The following is a 17,546-nucleotide window of genomic DNA, read 5'->3' on the forward strand; positions in this document are numbered from 1 at the left end:
CTGTTTTTTTTTAATTATTGTTACGACCCACACATTTCGCATTCGTCAGGACCGGCATTTTTTGCCAATTCAATCATGGCTCTGTATTCTTCTGCTGATATTTCTGCGGGTTCGTCTAAAACGGCGATAGGCTGTAACACTTGCTCTACAGGTTGCTCTTTTACTTCTATAGGCTCTGCTTTTTTATCATTATTCAATGTAAATTTAATAGCATCAACCGCAGCTTTTGTTCTTAAATAATACATTCCAGTTTTTAATCCTGATTGCCAAGCATAGAAGTGCATCGATGTTAATTTAGAATAATTAGCGTCTTGCATGAATAAATTTAGCGATTGCGATTGGTCTATAAAATAGCCTCTATGACGCGACATATCGATAATATCTTTCATAGACATTTCCCAAACGGTTTTGTACAAGTCTTTTAAATCCTGAGGGATACGTTCTATGTTTTGAACAGAACCGTTGTTTCTCATGATTTCTTGTTTCAAATCTTCAGTCCACAATCCTTGTTTTACCAGGTCTTCTAATAAGTGTTTGTTTACTACGATGAACTCTCCAGATAACACACGACGCGTGTAGATATTTGAAGTATACGGCTCAAAAGCTTCGTTATTCCCTAAAATTTGAGAGGTAGAAGCTGTTGGCATTGGTGCTACTAAAAGTGAATTTCTCACCCCGTGCTCCATCACTTCTTTTCGTAATGATGCCCAGTCCCAACGGCCTGATAGCTCTTCATCTTTTAATCCCCAAAGATTGTATTGAAATTCTCCGTTTGACATAGGAGACCCTTTAAAGCTTGAATATGGGCCCTCTTCTTTTGCCATTTCCATAGATGCGGTAACTGCTGCAAAGTATAAAGTTTCGAATATTTCTTGATTTAATTTCTTTGCTTCATCACTTGTAAATGGCATGCGCAATAAAATAAAAGCATCTGCTAAACCTTGAACACCCAAACCTACTGGGCGATGACGCAAGTTAGAATTTTCGGCTTCTTTTACAGGATAGTAATTTCTGTCGATTACTTTATTCAGGTTGCGAGTAACGCGTTTGGTAACAGTATATAATAAATCATGGTTGAATTTGCCCTTTTCAACAAACATAGGTAGTGAAATGGAAGCCAAGTTGCAAACTGCAATTTCATCTTTTGATGTAAACTCCATAATCTCTGTACACAAATTCGACGAACGAATGGTTCCGAGGTTTTTTTGGTTTGATTTTCTATTCGCAGCATCTTTATAGAGCATGTATGGAGTCCCAGTTTCGATTTGAGATTCTAGAATTTTTTCCCACAATTCACGTGCTTTGATGGTTTTTCTACCTTTACCACGAGTCTCATAATCAATATACATGGCTTCAAATTCATCTCCATACACATCATACAAACCAGGACATTCGTTAGGACACATTAAAGTCCAATAGCTGTCTTCTTGTACTCTTTTCATGAATAAATCAGATGTCCACATGGCAAAGAATAAATCTCTAGCACGCATTTCTTCTTTTCCTGTATTCTTTTTCAAATCTAAAAATTCAAAAATATCGGCATGCCAAGTTTCGATATAGATTGCAAAACTTCCTTTACGTTTTCCGCCACCTTGATCTACATAACGAGCAGTATCATTAAAAACACGCAACATTGGTACAATTCCGTTTGATGTTCCGTTGGTGCCACGAATATAAGAACCCGTTGCGCGAACGTTATGAATAGACAAGCCAATTCCTCCAGCTGATTGTGAGATTTTAGCCGTTTGCTTTAAGGTGTCGTAAATGCCGTCAATACTATCATCTTGCATGGCCAATAGGAAACAAGAAGACATTTGAGGTTTTGGAGTTCCTGCATTAAACAATGTTGGAGTAGCGTGGGTAAAGAATTTTTTAGACATTAAGTCGTAGGTTTCAATAACCGATTTTAAATCATTTAAGTGAATTCCGACAGCTACACGCATTAACATGTGTTGCGGACGCTCTACGATTTTCCCGTTTATCTTTAGCAAATAGGAACGTTCTAAAGTTTTGAATCCAAAGTAATCGTAGTTAAAATCTCTGTTATAAATGACATGCGAATCTAAAAATTCAGCATTTTCCATAATTACTTTATGCACTTCTTCTGAAAGTAAAGGCGCTTTTTGCCCATTTCGTGGGTTCACGTAAAAATACATTTCGTTCATCGTTTCAGAGAACGATTTTTTAGTATTAGAATGCAAATTCGAAATCGCAATTCTAGCCGCTAATTGTGCATAATCTGGATGTGCAATTGTCATTGAAGCTGCAGTTTCAGCAGCAAGATTATCTAATTCTGAGGTAGAAACGCCATCATATAACCCTTCTATTACCCGCATTGCTACTTTTACAGCATCTACTAAATCGTTTAAACCATAACATAGTTTTTTAATTCTATCGGTGATTTTGTCGAACATTACAGGCTCTTTATGGCCATCTCTTTTTACTACATACATAAGCATTGAGGTTTTAAAAAACAAGAAATCCCTTTCCTGCTTTTGGGTTATTTGTATTAATTGTTTGTTTTATTTTCTTTTTTAATCTGGAAAATTACAGATGGTATCGTTTTTAAAAATCAGCATCAAAGCTAATTTTTTGAGCGTCAGAATCGGTATTCATTACACCTGATTTTTGATATTCGGCTACTTTCTTTTCAAAGAAATTGGTTTTTCCTTGCAAAGATATCATATCCATAAAATCGAAAGGGTTAGTGGTATTGTATTCTCTATCACATCCCAATTCAACTAACAATCTATCAGTAACAAATTCTAGGTATTGTGTCATTAGTCCAGCATTCATACCTATTAAACTCACTGGCAACGACTCTGTAATAAATTCTCTTTCGATGTTTAGTGCATCAACAATAATTTCTCTTATTCTGCTTTTAGGAACTTTTTTTAATAAATGATGATTGTGTAAATGCACTGCAAAATCACAATGCACTCCTTCGTCACGAGAAATTAATTCGTTTGAAAAAGTGAGACCAGGCATTAACCCACGCTTTTTTAACCAAAAAATCGAACAAAAACTTCCTGAGAAGAAAATTCCTTCTACTGCAGCAAAAGCAATAAGCCTTTCAGCAAAAGAATCAGACTCAATCCATTTTAATGCCCAATCGGCTTTTTTCTTAATGGCAGGAAAAACATCAATTGCTGTAAACAACTCGTTTTTTTCTGCTTCGTCTTTTACGTAGGTATCAATCAATAACGAATAGGTTTCGCTGTGAATGTTTTCCATCATGATTTGAAAACCATAGAAAAACTTCGCTTCGGCATATTGTACTTCATTTACAAAATTTTCGGCTAGATTCTCATTTACAATTCCGTCAGATGCCGCGAAAAAAGCTAAAATATGTTTGATGAAGTATTTTTCTTCATTATTTAATTTGTTGTTCCAATCGTTTAAATCTTGCGATAAATCGATCTCTTCTGCAGTCCAAAAACTGGCTTCCATTTTTTTATACCATTCCCATATATCATGATGTTTGATAGGAAAAATTACAAAACGATTTTTGTTTTCTTGTAAAATAGGTTCAATCTGAGGCATCTCTTAGGTTTGTTTTTTTGAAATTTTAACGAAAAATTATGTTTTCTGTCGAGTACAAAGATTGTCATTTGTAATCAAAAAAGAAAGTCAAACTTATTCACAATCGGCTTTAGTTTTTAACAAACGGGAGTATTCTCAATATTTTTATTAAAATTTTTACAATATTGAAAATCAGCTATTTAAAAATAGTAAAAAGTTAAAAACTACCGTAAAATATAGGATTTTAGATGTGCAAAACAAGAAAAAACAAACTTCTTTTGAAATTATCTTTTCAGTTCTTCAGCCACTTTTTCGAGCTCTAAATACCAATCTTCGCCAAACCTTCTGATAAGGGCTTCTTTAACAAATTTATAAACTGGAACTTCTAATTCCTTGCCTAAAGAGCAGGCATCGTCACAAATATCCCAACGGTCATAATTTACGGCGGCAAATTCAGTAAAATCCTTCACTCTAATAGGATACAAATGACAAGAAACGGGTTTTTTCCAATCGATTGCACCTTGATTATACGCTTGCTCGATACCGCAAAGTGCCGTTTTACCGTCAAAAATTACGTAAGCGCAGTCTTTATTTTCTATTAAAGGAGTTTCAAGATCGCCATCGGTTCCTTTTGTCCAAGTGCCTTGTGCTTCGATGGCGGAGATGCCTTCTTTGCGAAGAAAGGGTTTTACTTTGGTATAAATTTCTTCTAAAATTTTAGTTTCTTCTAAGCTTAAAGGTGCTCCCGCATCGCCATCGACGCAACAAGCGCCTTTGCAGGCAGATAAATTACACACGAAATCTTTTTGTAAAATGTCTTCGGAGACAATGGTTTTTCCTAGTTGAAACATATTGCAAAGATACTTTGCAATTTTGAATTTTAAATGTTAAATTTTGACTTTGACTTTTTTAAAAAAGGCTATTGATAAAAGTATTGTTTTAACAACATAAATTATCAAACATAAAATAAATTAACGTCAATTTAGCGTTTAACCTACATAAAATCAATACTTTTGCACTTCAAAAAAACAAGAACATGGGACTGGATTTTAAAGAAATAATTACCGTAGGAATGGTGCTTTTTGCAGTAATAGACATTGTAGGAACGGTGCCTATTATTGTTGATTTGAGAAAAAAACACGGTCACATAGAATCTGAAAAAGCATCGCTAGTTGCTGGAATTATTATGATTGTTTTTCTGTTTATTGGAGAAGAATTCCTGAGTTTAATAGGCATTGATGTTCACTCTTTTGCCGTGGCGGGATCATTTGTATTGTTTTTTTTAGCTTTAGAAATGATTTTGGGTATTCGCATTTATAGGGATGAAGAAGCTAGCTCAGCATCGATCGTTCCTATTGCTTTTCCTTTAATTGCAGGTGCGGGAACTATGACTACTTTACTTTCTTTGCGTTCTCAGTATCATGCCGAGAATATTGTTATTGCTATTGTCTTGAATATTATTTTGGTATATGTAGTTTTAAAATCGTCTTCTAAAATCGAAAAAATGTTAGGAAAAACAGGATTAGGCGTGGTAAGAAAAGCTTTTGGAGTGGTTCTTTTAGCTATAGCTGTTAAATTATTTGCCGCTAATGTTAAAGGTTTATTTGTGTAAATAAAAATGTATTAATTTCACACCCTACAAAATTTTACGAATGAAAATTTTTACTTCTATATTAGTTGTTTTGGCATTGGCTTTAATAGGATTTAATGTTACGCTTCTTGATTTTGATCATTTATTAGAAGGCAATAGTGTTATTGCTTTAATAGGAATAGTGGCATCGTTATGCGCTGTTTTTATTCTTCTTATTTTCAGAATGTCAAAAATTATTCAAGAAAGAACAAAAAATCAATAGTTGATGTTTGATGTGTTAATCTTAGGTGGTGGCGTTTCTGGAATGTCATGTGCGTTGGTTTTGGGTTCTGCTAAAAACAAATCTTTTGTTACAGATAAAAAAATAGGTATCATTACCCATCAAAAAGCTTCCTCTCTACAAGATGCTTTGTTTAATAATGCTTACGGAATCGCTCCCGGAAAATTGGGCTCTGAATTGCTAACGGAAAGCATCGATCATTTGGCACAATTATATCCTCATATTTTACAAATCCTGAATGAAAAAGTGCTTAAAATTGAGGGTAGCTTTCCAGATTTTAGGGTTGTCACCAACAAAAGTTCGTATGCAACAAAATGTATTTTAATAGGCATTGGCTCAACAAATACATTTGCTATTGAAGGATTGTTGCAGTATGTAGAACCTCACCAAAAATCACTTCCTGAAAAACTAAGAATCCAACTTAAAAATAATGATCATAAAGTGGCTGATGGAATTTATGTAACAGGAACATTAGCTGGTCACAGAAGCCAACTTGCTATTGCAGCGGGAAGTGGAGCTGCCGTTGCAACCGATATTTTGACTTTATGGAACAACGGTATTGAAACTCACGTTCACGATAGTATAAGATAATATTTCGGCGATTATTTTAATTTTAGAACAGCCTGAATCATTTTGTCCTCCTTTAAAATAATTTCATAGAATTTTTGTTCATTAAAAAGTTGTTTGGCAAATTCAGCAGCCAAGTATCTTTTTACTAATGGTTTACTTTTTGTTAAATTAACTATTGCGCCATTCTTTGATAAATAGTGCTGAAAAGCATTAAAATACAAATCGGTTTTATTCATTTTATCTAGAAATTGTTCAAACAACATTCCCTTAAAAATATTTCTGTTTTTATCTAGCGTTTCAAAAGCAAACCGACCTACAATTCCTGATTGCTGCATGATATAAACGGTACTTTCATTGCCATTATTCCCTTCGAGTGGAACAAATAAATCAGGTACAATTCCACCACCCCCGTAAACAATTTTACCTTTTAGGGTTTTAAATTTTAAGGTGTCGGCAATTTTTATACTGTCTTTATCATACAATTCGCCATTTTCAAATCGTTTGCCAAATTCATTAAAATAATCTTCATTGCCTTTTTGATAAGGTTTTTGTATAGAGCGACCCGAAGGAGTGTAATACCTCGCAATAGTTAATCGAACTGCAGAGCCATCTTCAAAATCCATTTCGCGTTGTACTAATCCTTTTCCGAAAGAGCGACGTCCTACAATAATTCCTCTATCATTATCTTGAATGGCACCAGCTAAAATTTCGCTAGCCGAAGCTGAATTTTCATCTATTAATACAAATACTTTTCCAGTTTCAAAACTTCCTTTTTCGGTTGCAAATGTCTTGTCAGCTCTTCCTTTTCTGTTTTTTAGAAAAACGATTACTTGTTTGTCTTTCAAAAATTCATCGGCAATTTCTGCAGCCATTTCCATGTATCCGCCACCGTTTTCTCGAACGTCGATAATTACTGATTTTGCTCCTTTTTTTTGTAAAGTTTGTAAGCCTGATTTAAACTCTTTGTAGGTAGTTTCGGCAAATCGATTTATTTTAATGTAGCCCATTGTAGCGTTTACCATTGTCGCAACGTCAACACTTTTTATTGGAACGACATCTCTTTTTACTTTGATTTTGTATTTTTTATTTTCGCTTTTTCTAAAAATAGTTAATTCGACTGCTGTGCCTTCTTTTCCTTTTAGTTTTGAAAATAAACTATCTGTAGGTAATTTTCGTCCAAATAATTTACAGGAGTTGGCATATAAAATTCGATCACCTGCTTTGATTCCCGCTTTTTCAGAAGGTCCATTTTCTATAGGTTTTATTACTGCAACCGTATCATTTAGCATATAAAAATTAACTCCAATTCCCACAAAATCACCTTTCATACTTTCAGCAACTCCTGTTTGTTCAGTTGGCGGAATATAAACGGAGTGCGGGTCTAGCTTTGCTAAAATATCATTTACCGTTAAATCTATAATAGAATCAGTATTTACTTTATCTACGTATTCGTTATCTATAAAATCAATAATTTTATAGAGTTTGTTTTTATAATTATTTTTTGATGCCAACGGTTTTTCAACTGGAAAATTTAAATAGCCTCCAAGTAAAACACCAACAGCAAGCGTAAAAAATAAAAGAATTGGAAAAAAGATGCGACTTTTTTTCATTTGTAAGATTTGAAATAATTTAGTTAGATGGGACGCCTCCTATAGAGAATTCCCATTGATTTTTTGGATGCCTATTAGATATTAAAGCAATTAATGGTAAGGTAAAACCTGAGGAAATTAAACCCAACCCTACAATTGCTTCAGAACCTCCTGTTGCTGCAACCGCAGTTCCTCCTAGAATGAAAATAATCCCTAGTGAACATATTACTGGAGTAGTGATAGTTGAAGTCAGCGATTTTCTTTTAATTTTTTCTATTGAATCTATGGGGATTAATGTGTTATTTATTGAAAAGGTTTTATCGTCAATAATTGAAAATCTTCCAAAAAAGCTTCTGCCATCGGTTGTGACTACTTTTATTCTTTTGTGTTCTACTAAAAAATCAGTTCTTTCAGAATCCTTTTTTTGAAGTAGAATTCCTTTTTCTTGAGCAATTATAGAAAATTGTGGCAATACTAAAAATAGAACAAATAAGATAATTTTCATGATAGCTTTTTTTAATCTAATTCTTCTATTTGTTCAACAATAACTCCTGCTTTGGTTAAAAAATCAATCCCAGATGTGTCTTTGTATCCATTTTGATATACCACTCTTTTAATTCCTGCTTGGTGTATGAGTTTGCTACATTCTTTACAAGGAGAAAGCGTGATATATAGAGTTGCTCCTTCGCAAGTTTGAGTAGATCGAGCCACTTTTAGAATGGCATTTGCCTCTGCATGAAGCACATACCAGTTGGTTAGTCCGTCTTCGTCTTCGCAGCAATTCTCAAAACCTGACGGTGTTCCGTTATATCCATCAGAAATAATCATCCTATCACGAACAATTATTGCCCCTACTTGTTTGCGTTTGCAATAAGACAGAAGACCCCATTCCTTAGCGATTCGGAGATAGGCTTTGTCGTATTTGTTTAATTTTTTTAATTCCATGTATTGATTTATAAAAATGCAGCTATGAATGGTGTGTTTTTAAATAGTTGATTTGTTAAATTATACTTTTAATAATTTGAGGCAAAACAACTCCAATTATAAAAGAAGACGAAGCTAATATAAAATCGCGTTTCGAAAATCTAAAAAAGTTTTGAACGATATAGGATAAAATCAAAACAAGAACAATAACTAAGATTTGAGCCGCTTGAACTCCTAAAGTGTACTCAAATAGCGGTACTATTTTGTCCGAAAGATTACCTGTTGTAACCGATTTAAAATGACGCGAAAATCCTAACCCGTGAATAATACCAAAAAAGAGCACAAAAAACCCAATCCAATTGATACCGTTTCCTTTTTGTGATTTCCCCATTATAAATAGGTTAAACAAAGCAGTTATTAAAATAGTTATAGGAATTAAGGATTCTTTCAAATTCAATTTAATAATTACAATTCCAAAAAGAGAAAGCAACAATGCTACTAGTTCTCCAATTGCAAAAAATGCCAGCAGTAATAAAAGCTTTTTCCACTCTCTAAAGCTGTAGGGAATTGCTAAAGCTGCCAAAAATAAAATAAAATTATAGCTTTTAATATCTAGAACATGTCTCCAAGCAAGCTGAAAGTAAATCCAAAAGTCTGACATAGCACCTATTTTTATACAGATTAGGGAATGTAAATTTACAATTAAATTTGAAAATAGGATGCGGTATTTAACTTATTAGAAAATAGGATTAAAAAACAGAAAATTCTGAGCAAAATATTTTTATAAAAAACGAAATAGGATTATATTTGTGTATACCTAAATAATAGAAATCATGTCTATAGCAGATTTATTTGACAGCGAATTTAAAAATAGAAATAAAGGTCATTTTTCAGCAATTGTTCGAGTGGCGTTAGCAGACGGATTAAGTACTGCTGAAGAAAAAGCTTTTTTAGATAAACTAGCTTTACATCTTGAAATTTCTCCTAAGGAGTATGAAGAAATTTTAGAAAACCCATTAAAATACCCTATCAATCCGCCTTATTTATACGTAGAGCGATTAGAGCGTTTGTACGATTTAGCCAGAATGGTAAATAGCGATCATCAACTAGGAGACAAACAAGAGCTATTGTTAAGAAAATTTGGAATTGCTTTAGGATTTACACCTGGAAACATAAATTATATAATCAATAAGGCTCTTTTGTTGGTGGATAAAAAAGTAGATTTAGATACTTTTATATTTGAAATGAAAAATATGAATAAATAGATAAAAAGGCTCTTAAGACAACAACTTTTGTTTCTAATATTTACTCAATTTTGCTTTCATCATAAAGTCTTCTGCTTTTTCTACCATATTGTAACTGCCACAAAAAAACGGCACTCTTTGATGTAATTCTGTTGCTTGAATTTCCATAATTCTTTCAAAACCATCAGAAGCTTTTCCGCCAGCTTGTTCAGCGATAAAAGCCATTGGATTGCATTCGTACAACAAGCGTAATTTACCTTTTGGTGATTTAGAACTTGAAGGATAAATAAATACGCCTCCTTTTATCATATTTCTATGAATATCAGAAACTAAACTTCCTATATATCGGGAAGTATAAGGCCTGTCTTCTTCTTCAAGTTGGCAATATTTGATGTAATCTTTTACTCCTTGAGGAAAATGAACATAATTCCCTTCATTAATAGAATATATCGTCCCGTCTTTCAGGAATTGCATATTGGGATGTGACAAATAAAAAGTACCAATAGCTGGATTTAAGGTAAAACCATTCACGCCATGTCCCGTAGTATAAACCAACATTGTAGAAGTACCATAAATCACATAACCTGCAGCCACTTGATTGATACCAGGTTGTAAAAAATCTTCTAAAGTTACTGGAGTACCAATTGGGGTAATTCTTCTGAAAACTGAAAAAATAGTTCCGACAGGCACATTCACATCAATATTTGAAGAGCCATCTAACGGGTCCATTAATACTACGTATTTGTTATTATGGCTTTTGTCTGACCCTTCAACGGTTATAAAATCATCATTTTCTTCGGATGCTATTCCACAAACAATCTCACGATTAATAAGCGTTTGAATAAAAATCTCATTGGCGTAAACATCTAGCTTTTGTTGATCCTCGCCTTGAATGTTTTGTTCGCCTGCAGCCCCAACAATATCTACTAAACCAGCCTTGTTTACCTTATAGTTTACTACCTTGGCCGCCAATCGAATAGAGTTGATGATTCTTGATAATTCTCCTGAAGAATATTGAAATTCACTTTGGTTCTCAATGATAAATTCCCCTAATGTTTTGTTGTGTTCCTCCAATGCGAAATCGTTGTAGTTAATAGCGCACAAATATCGTATTTTTTGTGAAATAGAAATGATTTTTATTAAAAAATTCATTCGATTTGTATATTTGCCATTCAAAAAGAAAAAACCAACACAAAACACAGTAATTCAATAAGATATTGAATTATTTTTAATAACAGCACTAAATGAAAATCAGAAAAGGTAGAAAACGAGACATGGCTGCGGTTTTAGAACTCATTAAAGAACTTGCTACTTTTGAAAAAGAACCAGATGCCGTTGTTGTTACCGTTGAAGATTTGGAGCGTGATGGTTTTGGTGAGAACCCATTATTTTATACTTTTATAGCAATAATTGAGGAGCAAATTGTAGGTGTAGCTTTGTACTATTACCGTTATTCTACTTGGAAAGGAAGAACTATTCATTTGGAAGATTTGATTGTTAAAGAAAAAACGAGAGGATCAGGTGTAGGCTTTGCACTCTTTAAAGAAGTAATAGCTCAAGGGAAAAAAGATGGTGTTCGAAGAATTGAATGGAACGTTTTAGATTGGAACACTTCAGCAATTGATTTTTACAAAAAATCGGGAGCAATAGTTTTAGACGATTGGAGAGTGGCACAAATGAACGAAATAGGAATTGATAATTTTTTAAGAAATTTATAATGAGAGTATTTAAATTTGGTGGTGCATCGGTTAAAGATGCTGATGGAATTAAAAATGTATACGATGTTTTACAAAAAGTAGGCTATGAAGATGTTTTACTAGTAGTTTCGGCTATGGGAAAAACAACAAATGCTTTAGAAACAGTAGTTTCAGCATATTTTGATAAATCAGCTTCTTTACAATCGACTGTTCAAGAAGTAAAAAAATACCACAATCAAATTTTATTGGATTTGTTTGAAGACGATAAAAGCGAAGTGTTTACTGCTGTAAACAATTTGTTTTTTGATTTAGAATATTTTTTAAGTCACAACAAATCACCTAATTATAATTTTGTTTACGATCAAATCGTGAGTTTTGGAGAATTAATTTCAACTACAATCCTTTCTCATTTTATGTCTTTTATGGGAATAAAAACCACCTGGATTGATGTTCGAAATTTTATAAAAACAGATTCTACTTACCGTGATGCAGAAGTAGATTGGGAGGTTACTCAAAAAAACATTTCTAAAAACGTTAAGCGTAAAGTACTAAACATAACTCAAGGATTTATAGGTTATGATGACAATGGCTTTACAACAACTTTGGGTCGTGAAGGATCTGATTATACAGCGGCAATTTTTGCTTATTGCCTTAATGCTGAAAGCGTAACTATTTGGAAAGATGTTCCTGGGGTTATGAATGCCGACCCTAGATATTTTGAAAATGCCAGTTTACTGAATCAAATTTCCTATCGCGAGGCTATCGAATTAGCGTTTTACGGTGCTAGTGTTATTCATCCAAAAACGCTACAGCCGTTACAGAAAAAGGAAATACCACTATTTGTAAAATCATTTATAAACCCATTATTACCTGGCACTAGTGTTTCTAAAGGTGAAGATTTAGTACCTTTTCTACCTTGTTTCATTGTAAAGAAAAATCAATTACTAGTCTCACTTTCTTCTATCGATTTTTCATTTATCATGGAAGAGAACATTAGTGAAATATTCGGATTGTTGCATCAATACAAAATGAAAGTAAGTTTAATACAAAACTCAGCTATTAGTTTTTCTATTTGTGTGGAAGACAAATTTGGAAACTTTAATGAGTTGAAAAACATCCTTGCCAAAAAATTTAAAGTTTCTTATAACGAAAACGTTTCTCTCTATACTATCAGACATTTTAATGAAAAAGCTTCGCAAATGGTCGAAGAAAATAAAGAAGTTTTATTAAAACAAGTCAGTAGAGAAACCATGCAAATTGTAACTAAAGACGCAAGCTAATTTGAAAGCATATTAAAGCTAGAGATTTCAACTCCTTGAATTATCAAAAAAACACACTACTTTTGATATGTTGGCGTTATATCTTTATGGTAAAAAAACTATTTTTTTTTGGTTTTATAAGCGTTTTTTCGGGACTTCATGCCCAAGAAATTAATACGTTATATAAAACCAGAAAAATTCCAGTTTCTTACGACACAATTCATATTGAAAAAACTAGCATCAATTCGAGCTTTTTTAAACTACTTGATAATCAATCTAAAGTTATTGACACCTCGTTTTACAAAATAAATTTTCAAAAAGGAGACATACTTTTAAAAGAAAATTTCAAGTCTAATAAAGATTCAATCACGGTTCAGTATTTAAAGTTTCCGGATTATTTAACCAAGCAATACAGTATTTACGATGACAGTCGTGTAGTTGATAATGATACTAACGAAAAAAACTTGTATCGTGTTTCTAATGATGCTGTACAAAAATTCATTCCTTTCGATGGTTTAAATACATCAGGAAGCATCACTCGAGGAATCACTATTGGCAACAACCAAAATGCAGTTGTAAATTCGAATCTCGATTTACAAATCACAGGTAAAATTTCCGATAATGTAAGTTTGAGAGCTTCCATTCAAGACAGTAATATTCCCCTGCAAAATGGCGGATATTCGCAAAAATTAGACGAGTTCGACCAAATTTTCATTGAACTTTTTAGTGAGAAATGGCTGGTTAGAGCAGGCGATTTGTTTATGGAAAATAGGAAATCTAGTTTTCTGAATTTTAATAAAAAAGTGCAGGGGTTGTCTTCTAATTTTTCTTTTGGAACTCCTGAAAACAAAACCAATATTTTTGCATCGGCAGCATTAGTACGTGGGCAATATACTAAAAGCAACTTTGTAGGTCAGGAAGGGAATCAAGGTCCGTATAAGTTGCGTGGTGCTAATGGCGAGTTGTTTGTATTGGTGATTTCAGGATCAGAACGTGTTTTTGTTAATGGGATTTTGTTAAAACGAGGAGAAAATAATGATTATACCATAGATTATAATGCAGGCGAAGTTACGTTTACATCGCTTTTTCCTATAACTTCCGAGATGCGAATTGCTATAGAATATCAATATTCTGACAGAAACTACACTCGTTTTGTGACTTATTTTGGTGCTACTCATGAAAAAGAAAATTGGAATATTGGTGCTTATGTCTATTCTGAAAATGATATAAAAAACCAACCTTTACAACAAGAATTATCAGCAGAGCAGGCTCAAATTTTAGGAACTGCTGGTGACAATCCTGATTTAATGACAGCTCCATCGGCAGTAAATGAATCCTATTCTGAAAATAGAATTTTATATGAAAAAGTAACACAAAACGGACAAGAAATTTTCGAATATTCTGACAATCCTTCTGCTGTTTCATACAATGTTCGATTTAGTTTTGTTGGAAATGGCTTGGGAAATTATACGATATCAAATGCAGCTGCGGTGGGTAAAATTTATTCTTATGTAGCGTCAATCAATAATGTAAAACAAGGAAGTTACGAGCCTATTACACGATTGGTTGCCCCAACAAAAATTCAAATTGCAACCATCATGGGTGCTTACAGCCCATCTGAAAAAAGCGCAATTGATTTTGAATTGGGTGTGAGCAACAACGACTTGAATTTATTTTCTTCTGAAGACGATAGCAATAATAAAGGTTTGGCTGGAAAAATAAATGCAAAAAAACGGCTCTTTACTGGAAAGTGGGAAGTGGATGCCTTTGCTAATTTTCAGTTTGTGCAACAGGATTTCAGAACAATTGAGCGTTTGTTTACCATAGAGTTTAATAGAGATTGGAATTTGACAACTGTTGCAGGAAATCAAAGTTTGCTGATATCCGGATTGAATTTTAATTTGCCAAAAAAAGGATTATTTACCTATCAAATAGAAAAACTCGATTTTACCAAATCCTTTTCAGGTAGCCGCCATAATAGTAATGCGTTATTTAAGTTTAAAAATTGGAACATTCAAAATCAAGGCAGTTTCTTAAACAGCAGTAGCACTTTATCAGACTCTAAATTTATCAGAAATCAAGCGCAAACACGGTATCATTTTAAGAAAAACTGGGTTGGTGCCAGTCTTAGATTAGAAGATAACAAAGAACAAATAAAAGCTACGAACCAATTCTCTGCTTTAAGTCAAAAATTTATAGAATATGGTGCTTTTCTCGGAAGAGGTGATAGTACTAAAGTTTATACTGAGATTGGCTATCTCCACCGTCAGAATGATAGTTTGCAAAGCGGATTTTTAAAACGAGTTAATACGTCGCAATCCTATTATTTGAAATCAAAATTAATTCAAAATGAGAGAAGTGATTTGGCTGTTTTTGTCAATTATAGAAACTTGAAATATGTTGATGCTCTTCGTGACAATGAACCCTCATTAAATTCTAGAATTTTGTACAGTTCTCGATTTTTTAAACAACTTGTTCAAACAACAACTGCTTTCGAAACCGCTTCTGGAACCATTCCGCAACAAGAATTTACCTATTTAGAAGTTGAACCTGGTCAAGGTGTTTATACTTGGAATGACTATAATGCCAACGGAATTCAAGAATTACAAGAGTTTGAAGTGGCTCCTTTTCCAGATCAAGCCAAGTATGTTCGGGTGTTTTTACCCAATCAAGTTTTTAGAAAGACACATCAAAACAAATTCTCAGCTACGGTAACTTTCAATCCCAATCAATGGCAAAATGAAAAGGGTTTCAGAAAGATTATTTCTTATTTTTACAACCAAACATCCTATTTAGTTGATCGAAAAATAGAACGCAACGGAAGCAATTTCGATTTAAATCCGTTTAACACTTCTGAAGAAAATTTATTTGGGTTGAATGTAAGTTTCAGAAACAGTTTGTTTTTTAACAGAGGAAAGCAGGACCACTCCATTACCTATACGTATTTAGACAGTCAATCGAAGAATTTATTATCAGTTGGTTCACTTGAAAACAACAATAGCTCGCACCAATTGCAGTACCAGCATTTGTATAAAAAAAGCTGGTTGTTTGGACTGAATTCAAAAACGATTAGAACCCAATCCTTAGTTGAAAATTTTGCGTTTAGAAACTACACCATTTCAGGGTATCAAGTTGCTCCAAAAATTTCCTATTTGTTTTCTAGAAACGCGAGTTGGGATTTGTTTTGCGAATTTCAGAATAAATTAAATAAAATTGGCGAATTAGAAACGTTACAACAAACCCGAATAGGCACCTCTTTTAATTATGCTAGCGAAAAGCGCCTGACACTGAACGGTGAATTTTCTCTTTATGAAAATAAATTTAATGGTAGTGAATTGTCAGCGGCTGGGTTTCAAATGTTAGAAGGCTTGCAACCGGGACAAAACACTACGTGGCGCTTGCTCATTCAAAAAAGCATAACTCAATTTCTAGATATTAATCTCAATTACCAAGGACGAAAAAGCGAAACCAGCCCAACTATTCATACTGGAAATGTGCAATTGAGAGCTTATTTTTAAAGTTTTATTAATTGGCCTTATAATAAATTATTTACCTTTATAATTTTGAAAGGTAATGTAATTTAGTGATATTGATTATGTAGGTCAAAAAAGATTAATTGAAGATGTAGTAGTTTTAATATGTTTGATCTTTAATTTAGAGTACCACACGAAAGGATTCGTGCGGTAGCAGTATTTGTCAAATCCCAACAACATAAATTTGACTACAATTATCTCAAATGGGAGACTTTAATATTATAAATATTGTGATGAAAAAGAGTAAAACGATAGTATTATCAGGACTTATATTTGCGGTTTTAATTATTGGATATATATTTTTCGCCGCACATTGGAGTGTTGATGCAAAAAAAGGAAAGGCGAATATTTTAAATTCGAGAAGGATAAAATCTCAAATGAGTCAAGAAGACATTTTATCTATTATTGGAAAACCAGACACTATTATTAAAAAGCGATTTTGCTACATTACGAATAATGATAGTTATCCTTATATTGAATTTCATTTTGATAGTTTGAGAAGAGTAAAAGTAATCTATTCCCCGAAGTCTTAAAGTAAAACCCCGCTCCCGCATGAATCCATTCGTTTGGCAGTGAGATTATTAAATTAAAAAGGATGATTATGAATTGTCTTATACAGAAAAAAGATTGAAATAATGTTCATAATTTATAAACCATATAAAATAATTCGTGCGGCAACTTAAAAAATAGGTATAAAAAAGAGCAAGAGTTCGTAAAAATCAATTCAAATTAGTAACTTTAATCTCTATTAAAAACTTAAAAATCAAACTATCATGAAAAAAGTATTGTTATTGTGTTTTCTAGTTGTTTTTTCAAGCACATTTTATGCTCAAGAAACCGAAGCTAAAAAAGCTAAAACAGAGAAAGCTGCAAAATTAAAAAAAGAAAAAGCTGACGCTAAAAAAGAAGCCGCAGCTGCAGCAAAAAAAGAAGCGAAAAAAGCTGAAGCTAAAGCAAAAAAAGAAACTGAAAAAACAGCCAAAACAGTTAAAGAGAAAAAAGGAAAAGCAGCTGCTAAAAAAGCAGACGCCGATGCTAAAAAAGAAAAAGCTACTGCTAAATCCAAAAAAGAAACAAAAGAATCAGCCGATAAGGTTGTTAAAAAAGCAAAAAAGGAAACCAAAAAGGTTGACGATAAGGTAGCGTCTAAAACCAAAAAAGCAGCAACTAAAATTAAAGAAACAACCGAAAAAGCGCCTAAAATTGCTGATAAAGTTACCGGAGAATACAACGGAAAAAAAGTATACACAGGTCCTAGAGGTGGAAAATATTACATCAATTCAAACGGAAATAAAACCTACATTTCTGACGATAAGTAATATTTTTAGTCACTATCC

At 33.0% G+C, this 17,546-nt stretch carries 17 protein-coding genes; 9 read left to right on the plus strand and 8 right to left on the minus strand.

All coding sequences use genetic code 11. From position 1 onward, the window contains the following. Nucleotides 1-20: 20 nt before the first annotated feature. The 3 genes from F6464_RS08050 to F6464_RS08060 all read right to left on the minus strand — a co-directional run bounded on the left by F6464_RS08050 (nt 21) and on the right by F6464_RS08060 (nt 4,373). Complete coding sequence (locus tag F6464_RS08050; protein ID WP_151107296.1) at nt 21-2,453, minus strand: ribonucleoside-diphosphate reductase subunit alpha; 2,433 nt, start codon at nt 2,451-2,453, stop codon at nt 21-23. A gap of 112 nt (nt 2,454-2,565) precedes the next feature. Then, entirely contained in the window at nt 2,566-3,543 is a 978-nt protein-coding gene (locus tag F6464_RS08055) for a ribonucleotide-diphosphate reductase subunit beta (RefSeq protein WP_151107297.1), read from the minus strand. A 263-nt stretch (nt 3,544-3,806) separates the two neighbouring features. Further along, complete coding sequence (locus F6464_RS08060; protein ID WP_151107298.1) at nt 3,807-4,373, minus strand: DUF3109 family protein; 567 nt, start codon at nt 4,371-4,373, stop codon at nt 3,807-3,809. Between the two features lie 185 nt (nt 4,374-4,558). Between F6464_RS08060 and F6464_RS08065 the strand changes: the two genes are divergently transcribed. The 3 genes from F6464_RS08065 to F6464_RS08075 are packed head-to-tail and all read left to right on the plus strand — an operon-like array spanning nt 4,559 to nt 5,984. After that, nucleotides 4,559-5,134 (plus strand): MarC family protein, encoded by a 576-nt coding sequence (locus F6464_RS08065; protein ID WP_151107299.1) that lies wholly within the window; start codon nt 4,559-4,561, stop codon nt 5,132-5,134. Nucleotides 5,135-5,174: 40 nt separating this feature from the next. Further along, nucleotides 5,175-5,375, plus strand: coding sequence for a hypothetical protein (locus tag F6464_RS08070; protein WP_151107300.1), 201 nt, complete (start codon nt 5,175-5,177; stop codon nt 5,373-5,375). Nucleotides 5,376-5,378: 3 nt separating this feature from the next. Further along, the gene (locus F6464_RS08075; RefSeq protein ID WP_151107301.1) at nt 5,379-5,984 is read left to right on the plus strand and encodes an FAD-dependent oxidoreductase; all 606 of its coding nucleotides are present in this window, start codon (nt 5,379-5,381) and stop codon (nt 5,982-5,984) included. An 11-nt stretch (nt 5,985-5,995) separates the two neighbouring features. On the opposite strand, the gene F6464_RS08080 is transcribed toward F6464_RS08075, so the two are convergent. The 4 genes from F6464_RS08080 to F6464_RS08095 are packed head-to-tail and all read right to left on the minus strand — an operon-like array spanning nt 5,996 to nt 9,137. Further along, nucleotides 5,996-7,573 (minus strand): S41 family peptidase, encoded by a 1,578-nt coding sequence (locus F6464_RS08080; RefSeq protein ID WP_151107302.1) that lies wholly within the window; start codon nt 7,571-7,573, stop codon nt 5,996-5,998. A 19-nt stretch (nt 7,574-7,592) separates the two neighbouring features. Continuing rightward, nucleotides 7,593-8,057, minus strand: coding sequence for a hypothetical protein (locus F6464_RS08085; RefSeq protein ID WP_151107303.1), 465 nt, complete (start codon nt 8,055-8,057; stop codon nt 7,593-7,595). A gap of 11 nt (nt 8,058-8,068) precedes the next feature. Next, nucleotides 8,069-8,497: a deoxycytidylate deaminase gene (locus tag F6464_RS08090; RefSeq protein WP_151107304.1), complete on the minus strand. Its 429-nt coding sequence runs from the start codon at nt 8,495-8,497 to the stop codon at nt 8,069-8,071. Nucleotides 8,498-8,552: 55 nt separating this feature from the next. Further along, nucleotides 8,553-9,137, minus strand: coding sequence for a HupE/UreJ family protein (locus F6464_RS08095; RefSeq protein WP_151107305.1), 585 nt, complete (start codon nt 9,135-9,137; stop codon nt 8,553-8,555). Between the two features lie 172 nt (nt 9,138-9,309). Between F6464_RS08095 and F6464_RS08100 the strand changes: the two genes are divergently transcribed. Next, nucleotides 9,310-9,741 carry a tellurite resistance TerB family protein gene (locus F6464_RS08100; protein ID WP_151107306.1) on the plus strand — a complete coding sequence of 144 codons (432 nt, stop codon included), beginning with the start codon at nt 9,310-9,312 and terminating at the stop codon, nt 9,739-9,741. 33 nt (nt 9,742-9,774) lie between these two features. On the opposite strand, the gene fbp is transcribed toward F6464_RS08100, so the two are convergent. Then, nucleotides 9,775-10,794 (minus strand): class 1 fructose-bisphosphatase, encoded by a 1,020-nt coding sequence (gene fbp / locus F6464_RS08105; RefSeq protein WP_151107492.1) that lies wholly within the window; start codon nt 10,792-10,794, stop codon nt 9,775-9,777. A 170-nt stretch (nt 10,795-10,964) separates the two neighbouring features. Between fbp and F6464_RS08110 the strand changes: the two genes are divergently transcribed. The 5 genes from F6464_RS08110 to F6464_RS08130 all read left to right on the plus strand — a co-directional run bounded on the left by F6464_RS08110 (nt 10,965) and on the right by F6464_RS08130 (nt 17,528). After that, nucleotides 10,965-11,438 (plus strand): GNAT family N-acetyltransferase, encoded by a 474-nt coding sequence (locus tag F6464_RS08110; RefSeq protein ID WP_151107307.1) that lies wholly within the window; start codon nt 10,965-10,967, stop codon nt 11,436-11,438. Beyond that, the gene (locus F6464_RS08115) at nt 11,438-12,697 is read left to right on the plus strand and encodes an aspartate kinase (RefSeq protein WP_151107308.1); all 1,260 of its coding nucleotides are present in this window, start codon (nt 11,438-11,440) and stop codon (nt 12,695-12,697) included. The genes F6464_RS08110 and F6464_RS08115 overlap by 1 nt, the downstream gene beginning before the upstream one ends. Before the next feature lie 86 nt (nt 12,698-12,783). Beyond that, nucleotides 12,784-16,194: a hypothetical protein gene (locus tag F6464_RS08120; protein ID WP_151107309.1), complete on the plus strand. Its 3,411-nt coding sequence runs from the start codon at nt 12,784-12,786 to the stop codon at nt 16,192-16,194. Nucleotides 16,195-16,412: 218 nt separating this feature from the next. Continuing rightward, nucleotides 16,413-16,742 (plus strand): hypothetical protein, encoded by a 330-nt coding sequence (locus F6464_RS08125; protein ID WP_151107310.1) that lies wholly within the window; start codon nt 16,413-16,415, stop codon nt 16,740-16,742. A gap of 240 nt (nt 16,743-16,982) precedes the next feature. After that, nucleotides 16,983-17,528, plus strand: a complete 546-nt coding sequence (locus tag F6464_RS08130) for a hypothetical protein (protein WP_151107311.1) — start codon at nt 16,983-16,985, stop codon at nt 17,526-17,528. Nucleotides 17,529-17,546: the final 18 nt, after the last annotated feature.

Source organism: Flavobacterium luteum, assembly GCF_008806775.1.
GTDB lineage: Bacteria > Bacteroidota > Bacteroidia > Flavobacteriales > Flavobacteriaceae > Flavobacterium > Flavobacterium luteum.

What these genes read in the sequence shown, in the direction of transcription:
- F6464_RS08060 (WP_151107298.1), bottom strand. Translation starts at nt 4,373, where the DNA reads ATGTTTCAACTAGGAAAAACCATTGTCTCCGAAGACATTTTACAAAAA.
- F6464_RS08055 (WP_151107297.1), bottom strand. Translation starts at nt 3,543, where the DNA reads ATGCCTCAGATTGAACCTATTTTACAAGAAAACAAAAATCGTTTTGTA.
- F6464_RS08070 (WP_151107300.1), top strand. Translation starts at nt 5,175, where the DNA reads ATGAAAATTTTTACTTCTATATTAGTTGTTTTGGCATTGGCTTTAATA.
- F6464_RS08075 (WP_151107301.1), top strand. Translation starts at nt 5,379, where the DNA reads ATGTTTGATGTGTTAATCTTAGGTGGTGGCGTTTCTGGAATGTCATGT.
- F6464_RS08125 (WP_151107310.1), top strand. Translation starts at nt 16,413, where the DNA reads ATGGGAGACTTTAATATTATAAATATTGTGATGAAAAAGAGTAAAACG.
- F6464_RS08095 (WP_151107305.1), bottom strand. Translation starts at nt 9,137, where the DNA reads ATGTCAGACTTTTGGATTTACTTTCAGCTTGCTTGGAGACATGTTCTA.
- F6464_RS08115 (WP_151107308.1), top strand. Translation starts at nt 11,438, where the DNA reads ATGAGAGTATTTAAATTTGGTGGTGCATCGGTTAAAGATGCTGATGGA.
- F6464_RS08130 (WP_151107311.1), top strand. Translation starts at nt 16,983, where the DNA reads ATGAAAAAAGTATTGTTATTGTGTTTTCTAGTTGTTTTTTCAAGCACA.
- F6464_RS08080 (WP_151107302.1), bottom strand. Translation starts at nt 7,573, where the DNA reads ATGAAAAAAAGTCGCATCTTTTTTCCAATTCTTTTATTTTTTACGCTT.
- F6464_RS08120 (WP_151107309.1), top strand. Translation starts at nt 12,784, where the DNA reads ATGGTAAAAAAACTATTTTTTTTTGGTTTTATAAGCGTTTTTTCGGGA.
- F6464_RS08110 (WP_151107307.1), top strand. Translation starts at nt 10,965, where the DNA reads ATGAAAATCAGAAAAGGTAGAAAACGAGACATGGCTGCGGTTTTAGAA.
- F6464_RS08100 (WP_151107306.1), top strand. Translation starts at nt 9,310, where the DNA reads ATGTCTATAGCAGATTTATTTGACAGCGAATTTAAAAATAGAAATAAA.
- F6464_RS08085 (WP_151107303.1), bottom strand. Translation starts at nt 8,057, where the DNA reads ATGAAAATTATCTTATTTGTTCTATTTTTAGTATTGCCACAATTTTCT.
- F6464_RS08090 (WP_151107304.1), bottom strand. Translation starts at nt 8,497, where the DNA reads ATGGAATTAAAAAAATTAAACAAATACGACAAAGCCTATCTCCGAATC.
- F6464_RS08065 (WP_151107299.1), top strand. Translation starts at nt 4,559, where the DNA reads ATGGGACTGGATTTTAAAGAAATAATTACCGTAGGAATGGTGCTTTTT.
- F6464_RS08050 (WP_151107296.1), bottom strand. Translation starts at nt 2,453, where the DNA reads ATGTATGTAGTAAAAAGAGATGGCCATAAAGAGCCTGTAATGTTCGAC.